The organism is Halolamina salina (assembly GCF_042678005.1).
Taxonomy (GTDB): domain Archaea; phylum Halobacteriota; class Halobacteria; order Halobacteriales; family Haloferacaceae; genus Halolamina; species Halolamina salina.
On sequence record NZ_JBHUDH010000245.1, the window covers coordinates 1 to 11,377 of the forward strand.

An 11,377-nucleotide genomic window follows, 5' to 3' on the forward strand; every position below is an offset into this window, starting at 1 on the left:
CGGCCTCACTATAGTCGACGAGCGTGTACACGACGCAGCGCTCGAGCTCGTCGCTGCCAGCGCCGGCGTCAGTCCACCCTCCATCGAGGAAACGTACGTCATCCCACAGTTCAGTGACTGGCCGTTCGCGTTCACGCGGATCGACGCCGTCTACGTGTGGACTCAGGGCGGCTACCAGGTCGGTCGCGAGCCCGACGACTATCCACTGTTCCTCGCTGTTCGTGAGCAGGACGTCGACGCCTGGGAGACATTTTTCGAGTGGTTCGACCTCCCGACCGCATTCGAACGACAGCCCCGAGACGAGTTGGACGGACCGCTGCAGATCGTCCTCGAGCCACACGCGTCACTCGATATCGAGCACGTCGAAGGGTACCCGGTGATCCCGAGAGCAGAGACAATCGAGTATATGCGCGAGAACTACGCCCAGTTCCAGTCGGGGCTGGCGATGCTCGACCGGATGTACGAGGACCTCGACCTCGGCGTCACGTATCGAGAGACCGAACGGGCACAGCTATGAGCTTCAACAACCGAAGTGACGCGCTCATCGAACTGCTCGAGGAGCTCACCCAACAGGGTCACGAGTACGTTCTTGTTGGCGGCTACCCTGTCTCAGCGTTCAATGCTCGCTTCTCCACGGACCTCGATATCGTCGTCGCGCCGGACTCCAAGGCTGACTTCGTCGAGTTCCTCGAACAGCAGGGATTCGAGGAAACGGACAGTCACGCCAAGAAATGGTTCTACGACACTGAGGTGATCGAATACGAAAAGCGGCTTACGCCGCAACAGCCGATCGGCTTCGATCTCCTGGTAAACGGACTCGGATGTCGCCAGACGGAGGCACAGTGGTCGTTCGACTACCTGTACGACCACAGCCACCAACAGGAGGTGAGCGGGGGTACAGTGACGACGGCGGCCAGAGTGATCGAAGGGGCAGTCCTCGTCGCGGCAAAGCTCCATAGCAGCCGTGAAACAGACCTTCGAGATGTCCTAGCAGTCGCAGAAGAAATCGACCTTGACGCTATCACGCCCCACCTGCGGCGAGGGAACGACGATTCGCTACGGGAGCAACTTGAGCGTGGCCTGGAGATCTTAGAGAGCGACGAACTCAAGCACGGATTTCGGAGTGACTTCGGGGCCTCAGCTGTCTCAGAAGAAACGGTCACCGCTCTCCAAGAGTATCTGTCTGCACAGATTGACCACCTGAGCTGAAGCGGTCAGGACCCCCTTGATCGGAAGTGAAGATAGGGCCCTTCAGCGGTGCTTGCAGTCAGTCAAAAAATTGGAGTGGCGGTGTCAGTCGACCGTCGCTAACACACGGACATCCGTAGCTGAGTGTCGTTCCCGTTCAGTACGAGCACCGTGCTCGCGGAGGAACTCATCAATGCGGTCGGCAAGGGCCTCCGCATCCTCCCTACCGACGTGGACGATCAGCGTCGGACGCTCCTCGTCGCTGTTCTCGATCACGAGCGAGATATCCTTGAATTCGCCCGGCTGTCTATACGCCTCGAACTCATCGACGACCTGGTCGGCCAGGTCGTCGAGTACCTCAATCGGTTCCTTTGTCATAGATTGAATATCGGCCTTGGAAGGTTGTGCCATCGCGAACGCGTGAAGAAAGCGTGACGTGACTTTCAGAACCACCTCCATCAGACAAACGCGAACGGAGCCTTCTCACACCGATGGTTTACCGAGAAGAAGACCGATCCACAGAATGGACAATGGGTTAGAGTGCTCGCGGATCGCTATCGACGATGCTCGCAAACGCGACGTTCTCCTGAACTTGTTCGATTTCGACTGTTGGCTCGTCGCCGGGTTGAGCGCCGGGAACGATCACGACGTACCCCCGTTCGACTTTCGCAATACCGTCTCCTTGATCACCGACGGTTTCGATTGTCACGTCGCGCACTTCTCCCTCATCAACAGGAGGACCAGATGAATCGTGGCTCGTGGTCCCCTGAGGGGCGGGATGCCGTGGGCCCTGTGGAGATGTTGATTCAGCTTCGGAGGATGAATCAAGAAGAGCGATGCGGTACGTTTCATCAACAGTCAGCGCCCCATGCTTGATCTCACTCGGAGGAATCTCGATGACGAATGTGCCATCCTCCTCCTTAATTTTCGCAGTGAACAGTGAACACAGGGAGTCTGAGATTTCGACCATAACTGGGTTTGATACTGGATACAATTAATCGGTCTCTTTGAGAAGGAGCGAACTGGATCAGCTGTCCTCAGCTGGTTCTTCCCAAGGAATGTCTCGCTTGTGGACTACAGCGAGCTTCGAGTCGTCATCATCTTCCATTGCACTAAGACCACGCTGGACGAGAGTGTGAACCTGTCCAGCAGACTCCGGGAACGAAAATTGGTCATCCTCCGCATCAGCACGGAGTTCCAGATAATGGAGGTACAGGCTGAACGTCGTATCTGCTCCGATAGGCCACCAAATCGTCCCTATCTGCTCATCTACCTGATTGTCCCAATGCTCTATGAGTTCACGGATATCGTCGACGAGCTCCTCCCCAGAGGTGCGAAGGCGGAGGGAGTATTCCCGATCCCGCTCCATATCTTCGATTATATCCTGAAGGAAAGGCTCAGCCTCCAAGGCGGTAGGTGAGGTCTGATCCGCTTCTAGAAGGTGTTCTAACGCCCGAATTTCTTCACGCCGAGCGGCTACAGCGTAGGCGACGTTGTACGTGTCTTCGGAAAAGATTTCGTGCTGGCTCGGTTGCTGTGCCTGAGGGACCGTATCCCCGGTGGATGAGCTAAATAAGGTCTCAAAGAGTCCCATACGTTTCGTCCGGAGGGCACCTATAAGTACTTCCTGTCAGAATGGACCTCAGTTCCGGCGACAGTGTACCTTCTAACCAGTCGTTGCGTAATCAGAAAATCTCGTGTGAATCCTGACCGACTTGGGAACGAGTATGAAACTCATCCAAAATATAGAGGATTGAAACATCAAATAATGACGTCAGCTGTTGCTGATATCGGACGATGTCTTTCTTATCTCCGGTCACAACACGCTGAAGCACATTGCGTTCTGCAAGCCCTATTGCGTCAAGAAGCCACTGAGAGTCTACTGGAGGAATTCGGGACTCTCGAATTCCGATGTGCTCTTTGACTAGACCGCGAGCGCGCTCCTGATCGTCATAAGTTGACGACATGACGTGGACAGCATCCATTAGTGCGTCTTTCCGCTCCTTTGCGTCATAGAGAACGCGATCTCGAAGATCTTCGACACACCGTTTCGCATTCCGCGGGGTGATTTCGCGCGAGGAGAAGTAGTTCTGGAAGTGCCGAACAAAGTGTGGCTTGGCCTGACTTCGAACCTCAATATTATCGAAGAAAATCTCTAAGATCCTCTCAAAGGAAAGCCCATCGTAGCGCTGTAAATCGATTTCTCGATTGTACATTGGGATATTATCCTCGACATTCTCTTGAAACTCTTCAAGAACGGTCCCGAACACGCCATCGGTATCGTCAGGGTCAACCTGTAGCTGATCGGGGTCGGACACAACTCGAGGCGCTCCTTGTGGACGGCTGCAATACTCGTAGATCACAAACTCACTCGTGAAGAGCGTGTTATGACCGTCTAGGATACGCTCTGCTTCTACGGCCCACCGGTCGTGAGAAAACGTGAGTCCAATAAGGACGTTAGTGTCTACGAAGTATCGAGTCATTGGCCCGGATGGAGATCTTCGTGCGCAATTCCCCGGCGTTCAAGAATCGGAGCAACAAGTTCGTCAGCTGCACTCCGTTCAGATTCGAGTTCAGTCGCTAATCCAGAAAATTTCGCATCAAGGTCTTCCTCTTCGAATTCGTCAAGTTTCTGGATCGCAGAACTCCGGGCCTCCTCAAACGAGGTTATACCGAGGTTCCCACGGACCTCTTCCGGAGACATTCCCTGGGCATGCCGTTGAGCAAGCTCGAGTGCAAAGATACGCCAGAACGTTACATTCACCGTCATCAATCTGGAGGGATCAGGAGAATGCGAATGGAGTTCTCGAGTGACCGCGTTATACCACTTGATTAGTGGTCGATCGTACTCCGGAAATCGGTTGTTTGGAAATGATTCAAAAGTGTCGTGGACGGAGCTGAGTACCGACTCTCTGCTTGGGTCAACCTCAAAGAAATCGTGGTACTCCGTATGTAACGTTCGTATTTTCTTATCTAACTCCCGAAAATCCCGCTGAACCTGATACGGTGCATCATCATACATTAGGTCTGTGAGCCATTCTAATCCATGTTCGTAATATTCAGAGAGAGCCTCTGAGACAACAGAACGTAGGCGATCTTCAAGTCCGGGCTCGTTAATACTCGCTGAGGGGACAGTCGAGGGCGTGGCTGGAGAGACGGTACCAAAGAGATACCAATAATACGGGATCGAGATATCCAGATTTCGCTCGGCAGATTTGACGTCAATACGGTAGAGGAGCTTGTGAAGCGACTTTTTCGGTAACGCATCCGCGGCCCCACGTTCGCGATTGAGGAGACGCAGAGTCGTTCCCAAGTCCTCGCGGTTCATTATCTCCAATATATACCGCTCGGATTATAGAAGTACCGTCGTATCCCAGTAGACTATCCAACGACTGAGGGAAAAGTAATTCACACGAGACTTCCTTGTAACGAGATACAACGTGCCCATCTACAATCTATATAAAGAGCGGGAAGGGACGGCGAGACGCGGGGAGGACTATAAGGAAGTCGTCATCGAGTACATGGAAGGGCTGAATTACATGGTCGAACGGGATTCAGCCTTCCACTCTACGCTTGACGATATTCAGTTTGTGAACAAAGCTACGGGCGATAAAGTGGTAGCTGAGGCAAAAGCGTATTCCACAGGCCTCAGCCCGAATGATTTTAGAGACGAACTCGCCCGGTATTTCCTCGAATACATCAAACAGCCCCAACCCCACCGTTTTGATTTCTATATTTTTACGGAGACACTCTCTAATGACCAGCTCTGGAAAGCCCTATTCGATCGTGATGTCACCGATAATCAGAAACTAGTCGACTTCTACGAAAAACTCAAAGACAGCGTTAACGATGAGGTCGTAGATCGGCTAGATGATACTGATGTAGATGAGTTCCGAGATTTTGCTATTGATACCCATGTTTTCGTAGGTACATACGATGACCTCCGTCAACAAGCTCATCAACTCGAGAAAACAGAACGGTTCCAGTACGAACCATATCTTCATTCGTATGAACCGGTTTCTGAGGAAACAGAATATGCGACGAATCTGTTTCAGGTAACCCGCTACCCAGAGACACTGTACATCATAGAGACGACAGAGGATGCCGAATCTGCTCGAGTCTATAATTACAACAACGAAGCGTTCCCCATCAAGCTTCACGAGCGGAAATTATATTCGCTCGTTCATCCGGACCATCTTCCGGGGTCTACTCGTCATTACATACACGAGGACCGTTTCGAAACACGAGAGTTCGAGGAGTTCCTCCAAACGCGGGCTCAAGAAGAGGAGCGTGAAAATATCGTAAGGTCCCTTCTCAGAGGGATTTTCACTCTCGTTGCAAGAGATAACGATTGTCTCATCGACCGTGAGAAGGGAACAACCGTATACCCGGAACTAGACCGCAGACAGCACGGTACCGAACGAAAACTAGGTCGATCATGGGTTGCAAAGGAGTTAGACTCCTACCCCGATGTCATCCACCGCGGTGTCAAAGTACGAGTACGGCGCTATGCGGGAGAATACCACTACGTTCTGCTACCCACACAGGTTTTCACTTCAGATGGTCGTCGACCTGTAACAGGCGAGCGTAAATCACGGCTCCAAAACGACTTCTCGCCAAATCGTTTCCACGCCCAGAATAGTAAGTACGACCGCCAGCTGCGTGTCTGGGAAGAGTTGCTGATGTCGGATCAGACCCAGCTTGACCGGTTTATGGGTGAAAAGATACCCGTCGTAAAGGAACTCGAAGTAACCAGAGTTGACTCGCTGTCCCTCAATGTCCGCCCGCCCAAAGACGGAGACGAACGTGATGAGCTCATCGAGTCAGCTTCTGATCTCGAAAGCACAGGTGGAATTGAACAATGACGCCTGAAGCTTCCCCGTTCACGCTTCGTCACCTCGAGGAGCCAGAGATTCAGTTTGAAGGAGGTACTGAAACCTCCCCCAAACGAGGCCTTATCAGATATGGTCCCCGGCTCTATGAGGAAGGACACCATACAATCAAACTCGGGATTATCGGCGATCGAGATTCGATCCGCCGGTTGACCGAACTACTTCATGATATGGAGGTCGGGATCCATCCAGGAACAAGTGATAATCCGTGGCAGGTTCCGTATCCCGGCCTAGGTAAGAGTTCCCCGCTCAATCTCTCTATTAATGCAAAAAAGGGCTGGAGACGCCAGATTCGTCGACGAGACATCCAATCTGTTACGAGTAAATCAACCCCCAGAGACCGGATGGAGCGATTCCTGAAGCTAGTGCGGAAAGACATAGAGATAATCGAACGGGATTCCGTTCAGCCGAACGCAATCATCGTCTGTATTCCGCAAGAAGTGATGGACGCGTGTACTCCAGAGAACCAAGACCATGCGCGAATCCAGTCGGAAGGTTCTGACCTGCGAAACCGAATCAAACTGATCGGGATGGAGGCTCGAATCCCCACACAGCTGATTAAGCCATCCACACTTTCGATCCGTACTGACCGACAGCGAGCATCTCGGGCCTGGAATCTCACAGTTGGACTTCTATACAAGTCTCAACGAGGGCATCCCTGGAAAACTCGGCAAATCGAAAATGGGCACTGCTACGCAGGGCTCTCGTTCTACAGAGAGCGAGACGAAGGAGACGATGTAATTCGAGCTGCTCTTGCTCACGTCTTTCACGGACGGGACCATATTATCCTTCAGAGCGATCCGCTCCCGGATATCACCGAAGACGAGAATGGATCTCCCCATCTCTCATATGAGGCGGCTAGACAGGTGGGTGAGCAGATTCTGGAATACTACGAAGCTCAGAAAGGGACCCTTCCCAGCCGGTTTGTCCTACATAAACCATCTGTCTTCTGGGAAGAAGAACGTGAAGGGTTGCTTGATGCCACGGACGGTGTTCGCGATTTAGACCTTGTATGGGTTCGTAGGCGGCCAAAGGTCAGGTTGTTCCCACCTACAGATTATCCCGCCATGCGGGGAACCCTCCTGAGCGTCCCTGATGACGACGTTCACTATCTCTACACATCCGGATATGTCCCGGAAGAGACGACCTATCAGGGGAGTGGAGTACCATCACCGATTGAGATCCGACCTGATGAGATTTGTGAGACACCCTCGTTAGAGATCTGTAAGGAGATTCTCTTTTTCACTAAACTCGATTGGAATACATCGGACTACGCAATTCGGATGCCAGCAACCGTGAGTGTTGCAAAGCGTGTCGGCACGATCCTCTCCGAAGTAGATACTGAGTCCATTTCAGAGGTTCGGCCACAGTATTTCTACTATATGTGAATCGGTGAGTGAGAGGCTTATTCGTCTGAATCAGAGATTGAATCTAGCTGATAACCAGCAGACCGCAGAAATTCGCGGATATGCTCAATCTCCTGCTTCTCCTCAGGGGAACTCGTCCCGAGTAGTTCTTCAATTACCTGCTCTCCATCTTCACAGAGAGTAATTGATTCATTGAAGGAAGTATCCTCGAGTGGGTCTCGTCGCTCATCAATAAGGATCGGCTGCCACCCGCCCTGGTACTGGTATCGATAGAGAGTGATCGTGCGGACGGTATCATCGTCGACGAAGAAGCTCGTTTGTTCGCGCTGTGGAGCAATAGTGAGTTTCCCACTATCAATCCCCTCAGACAAAGAGTCGAACTCGTGAAACTCGGCAGGAACAGGGCCGTCGACGACGTGGGTAATGACTCCTGGCCAAGTGAATCCGCAAATCTGCTCGAAGAAGTTCACCGAATGACTCTCACCGGATTCGAAGACCAATAGGAGATCTCCGAGTTGTACTTCAGTTTCGTCAACTCGGATGTGGGAAGAGTAAGGATAAGCATCACCGTCGTCAAGAACTTCGATGTCGGGCTTAGACATATCCCAGAGTTGAGGGTCTAGTGGTATGTCGCTTTATACTCCTTGGCACTCGGAGAAGATACGGATTATCATAGTATCGACAGACATCGACAGGTATGGTAGCCACACGAGAAAGAGCTCTTAGCGAACGCGAGTTCGAACTATTGTTAGAAGGGGCTGGGCGGATAACAGATACGCAAAGACGTCTTGAAACACGAGTCGCTATCCTCCTTGGGGGACGTCTGGGACTTCGACCAGGAGAGACGACGCACCTGTCTACTTCGTGGATTGACCTGGAGCGTCAGATGATTCAAATTCCCACACACGAAGATTGTACAAAGGGACGTGACGGCGGTATCTGCGGCTACTGTCGACAAGCGGTGAAACAACGGATGGACCATAATCCCAAGAAGGATTTCCAGAGTTTTGCGGATCGCTATTGGCTCCCGAAAACAGAGGCCGCGTCTCGAACAGTTCCGTACCATTTCTCGTATCGAGTCCGAATCGCGATCGAATTACTACTTAACGAACATGGCGGTTGGCCATATTCGTTCTCGACCTTACAGCGACGGCTGGAGACTGCGCTTGAACTGTCTCCAGAACTGTCCAACGACGCAACCTCGTTACACGGACTACGTGCAACAGCAGCGTCGTACCATGCAGGAAGAGGCTTGGATCTCCCCGCACTCCGAGCAATGTTCGGTTGGGAGGACATCACGACTGCACGTCAATATCTGAATGTCGATGGAGCGATGACCCGGCGAGCGCTGGACAGTATTCATCAGTAAAGCTGAACCCACTGATGTCCGGAAACCAGGCGTAGCGCTAATTCAGTAGTTATTCCATCGGCCCTACGTCCCCAAGATGAGTGTATTTCTCAGCAACCTTCTCGAAGTACGCTTCTGTCATAATTCGAGGATTAGACACCCGATGGAAGTCATCAAGGACGAACTGCATTTCCTCTTCATCCAGCCCATATGCGTGGAACACGGCCGCGTCGACTTCGGCTTGTAGTTCACGCCGAGTCTCCATATCCGTCGCCGGCTCAATCCCGCCGAGTCGCTCACGCATCTCAGCAAACTCCTCACCATAACAGTTGAGCTTCGCCGCTCGATCAGCGATGTAGTGGAACCAGTCGTCGCCGTCAGTGAGACGAGGAGCCTGTGACTCCTCAAACTTGTACTTCGAGGCGTGGGAATCAACCTTTGTCCGCATCAAGAAATCGAACGGGATACTGTTGATCAGCCCAAGTGCGACGAAAAGCTCCTTATCAGAGAAAATACGGTCGTAAGCACTGTGCATCGGGAATTCCGAAAGATCATCCTGGGTAGGGTTTGCCTCGAATGGCCGAACCGTGTACAGCGTATGGACGACGACTCCACCCGGTGGGATTACAGTCGCAATGAGCGTCCGTTCGTCGGTTGCACGAGCGACCTCACGGAGCACAAGCCGGTACTCAGAACTATGGAGACGGACGTCCTCCAAAGAAAGTTCGGGGCGGTCGAATTCCTCTGTTAGCAACCGATTGACGAAACGCTTCTGGGAACTTGTCGGGAGATGGCGGAACTCAGGATCATCAGCGAACTTGTTGAAGATAGCCTTCTTGAGGCTGATCGCATCGTCCCGGGCACGGAAGTTCTTCTCTCGAACGCGACGCTTCGCGCTCAGCTCCTCGTTATCCTCATCGACACTCCACAAAGAGATTGGTTCAAGGTCGTCGACGTAGGTCGACTCATAACAGAATTGGTGGATGTTCTTTCCCTGATAGACCGGATAATCCCCTTTGGATTCGTCTTCGATGAATCTATCCCGATCTCGTCCCCGATCCAGTTCCTTGTACAGGACCGTACGCCAAGCACCTTCAATTTCAGTCGCCAATGGAGGTGTCTGGAGAATTTTATCCAGCACTGAGACCTCCCGCTGTTCCTCGATGTTGGGGAAAATTCGAGCTCCGGGAGAATACTCTTTGAGGATGCGCGCTGGAATTTCTAGAGCTACATCGTCAATCGACCGAAGAGCGTCAACGGAAGTCTGATGAAAGATTCCGTGGACAGTATCAGTGCTTCCCTCTGTTCGGAACGTGACGATACCGAAGTTATACCGAGTGTCTATGTCGGAGAAGATGCCTCGGTTTTCAAATCCGATGATACTCTGAATCTCAGACTCTTCCAAGGCATGTACTCGCAAATCCTTCCCAGCTGCGGCGTTAAAGAACGGACCAGGAAGTAGCTGAGAAACGTAACCACCATCTCTGACGATATCATAGACTCGCTCGAAAAACAGTAGAGATAGGTCGTTCGTCCGTGCAACCTGTTGTCCTTCCACGCTTGGCGTTTGGTACTGATATTCTCCACTCTTGTTGATATAGGTCGCTTGCCGTTCCTTGTCGCGCTGGAACTTCTCCCATTCGGCAGCGATTTCAGGGATCTCTAAGAGCTCCTCTACCTTCTTATCCTTTTCACCTGGCGGGCGGCTACGAAACTCAGTATCGTACTTTGGGAAGAAGTCCGTCCGGTATGGCTTCAGCTCATCCCACGGTGGGTTTCCAATGATGACATCAAAGCCGCCTTCGCGATAGACTGTCGCGAACTCGAGCACCCAATGAAACGGTGAGAACTCCTCTAATTCCTCAAGAGAAAATTCCTCGTCGACAAATTCGTTGAACTGATCGCGAATCTTCTCATTAAGCTCCTCGCTGTGGGTGTCGATTTTTCGCTCAGCCATTTTACGAGCATTCTGCGCTTCACGGGCTGAATCCGCAGCTCGATGGCGGTCCTGTTCCCGAATGACATCTTCATAGAGATCTTTGACTGCAGTTCCGACACCCCAATTCGAGAGTGACGCGTCGCCGGCATCCTCCCGTGCGACTTCTTGGAGCTCTGTGAACCCGATTAGCGAGTTACCCTGACGGATGTTGAAATCAATATTCGGGAGTGGTTCGACCTCGTTCGGTTCGTCCTCGATATCAGCGACCATCGACAGCCACAAGCGTAGTTTGCAGATCTCAACTGCTCCGTCCTCGATATCGACCCCATAGAGATTGTTAAGGATGATAGATCGCTTTGCGAAAAGTGACATCCCCCCGTGCCCCTCTTCGATGCCCTCCAATTCTTCACGACTCCGACTCTCTAGCTCCCAGCCTTGCCCTTCAGCTTCGAGCCGCTGGAAATACTCAATGCATTGCATCAACTGAGCGTCTCGCTATTGGCTATTTTCGACTTGATCTACGAATGCTAGTGAAATGCGAGCTGCTTCTCACACTCTATTCAACAAGTGTATTGACCAGTACAGTCGAAAGTCACCCTCGTATCCATCATTTTCATATGAGTAAAGCAACTTTCAGGTGGTA

Annotated in this window: 12 protein-coding genes; 5 read left to right on the plus strand and 7 right to left on the minus strand. The window is 52.0% G+C overall.

What is annotated here, in order from left to right; all coding sequences use genetic code 11:
• Positions 1 to 517: RNA polymerase subunit sigma-70 (locus ACFR9S_RS15270; protein ID WP_379818992.1), on the plus strand; the 517-nt coding region annotated here is incomplete at its 5' end.
• Positions 514 to 1,209, plus strand: a complete 696-nt coding sequence (locus ACFR9S_RS15275; RefSeq protein ID WP_379730311.1) for a nucleotidyltransferase family protein — start codon at positions 514 to 516, stop codon at positions 1,207 to 1,209. The genes ACFR9S_RS15270 and ACFR9S_RS15275, both read left to right, overlap by 4 nt.
• An 84-nt stretch (positions 1,210 to 1,293) precedes the next feature.
• On the opposite strand, the gene ACFR9S_RS15280 is transcribed toward ACFR9S_RS15275, so the two are convergent.
• The 5 genes from ACFR9S_RS15280 to ACFR9S_RS15300 all read right to left on the minus strand — a co-directional run bounded on the left by ACFR9S_RS15280 (position 1,294) and on the right by ACFR9S_RS15300 (position 4,516).
• Positions 1,294 to 1,566 carry a hypothetical protein gene (locus tag ACFR9S_RS15280; RefSeq protein WP_379730310.1) on the minus strand — a complete coding sequence of 91 codons (273 nt, stop codon included), beginning with the start codon at positions 1,564 to 1,566 and terminating at the stop codon, positions 1,294 to 1,296.
• A gap of 157 nt (positions 1,567 to 1,723) precedes the next feature.
• On the minus strand, positions 1,724 to 2,158 hold the full coding sequence (locus ACFR9S_RS15285; RefSeq protein WP_379730309.1) for a TRAM domain-containing protein: 435 nt from the start codon (positions 2,156 to 2,158) through the stop codon (positions 1,724 to 1,726).
• A gap of 57 nt (positions 2,159 to 2,215) precedes the next feature.
• A complete protein-coding gene (locus tag ACFR9S_RS15290) occupies positions 2,216 to 2,782 on the minus strand; it encodes a hypothetical protein (protein ID WP_379730308.1) in 567 nt (188 codons plus the stop codon).
• A gap of 91 nt (positions 2,783 to 2,873) precedes the next feature.
• Positions 2,874 to 3,551: a hypothetical protein gene (locus tag ACFR9S_RS15295; RefSeq protein WP_379730307.1), complete on the minus strand. Its 678-nt coding sequence runs from the start codon at positions 3,549 to 3,551 to the stop codon at positions 2,874 to 2,876.
• Positions 3,552 to 3,667: 116 nt separating this feature from the next.
• Positions 3,668 to 4,516: a hypothetical protein gene (locus ACFR9S_RS15300; RefSeq protein WP_379730306.1), complete on the minus strand. Its 849-nt coding sequence runs from the start codon at positions 4,514 to 4,516 to the stop codon at positions 3,668 to 3,670.
• A 112-nt stretch (positions 4,517 to 4,628) separates the two neighbouring features.
• Between ACFR9S_RS15300 and ACFR9S_RS15305 the strand changes: the two genes are divergently transcribed.
• Entirely contained in the window at positions 4,629 to 6,053 is a 1,425-nt protein-coding gene (locus ACFR9S_RS15305; protein ID WP_379730305.1) for a hypothetical protein, read from the plus strand.
• Complete coding sequence (locus tag ACFR9S_RS15310) at positions 6,050 to 7,468, plus strand: argonaute/piwi family protein (protein WP_379730304.1); 1,419 nt, start codon at positions 6,050 to 6,052, stop codon at positions 7,466 to 7,468. The genes ACFR9S_RS15305 and ACFR9S_RS15310 overlap by 4 nt, the downstream gene beginning before the upstream one ends.
• Before the next feature lie 17 nt (positions 7,469 to 7,485).
• On the opposite strand, the gene ACFR9S_RS15315 is transcribed toward ACFR9S_RS15310, so the two are convergent.
• Positions 7,486 to 8,049 (minus strand): hypothetical protein, encoded by a 564-nt coding sequence (locus ACFR9S_RS15315; RefSeq protein WP_379730303.1) that lies wholly within the window; start codon positions 8,047 to 8,049, stop codon positions 7,486 to 7,488.
• 95 nt (positions 8,050 to 8,144) lie between these two features.
• On the opposite strand from ACFR9S_RS15315, the gene ACFR9S_RS15320 reads away from it, so the two are divergent.
• Entirely contained in the window at positions 8,145 to 8,816 is a 672-nt protein-coding gene (locus tag ACFR9S_RS15320; RefSeq protein ID WP_379730302.1) for a tyrosine-type recombinase/integrase, read from the plus strand.
• A 49-nt stretch (positions 8,817 to 8,865) separates the two neighbouring features.
• Here ACFR9S_RS15320 and ACFR9S_RS15325 read toward each other — a convergent pair whose 3' ends face one another.
• Positions 8,866 to 11,136: an Eco57I restriction-modification methylase domain-containing protein gene (locus ACFR9S_RS15325; RefSeq protein ID WP_379818993.1), complete on the minus strand. Its 2,271-nt coding sequence runs from the start codon at positions 11,134 to 11,136 to the stop codon at positions 8,866 to 8,868.
• Positions 11,137 to 11,377 lie beyond the last annotated feature (241 nt).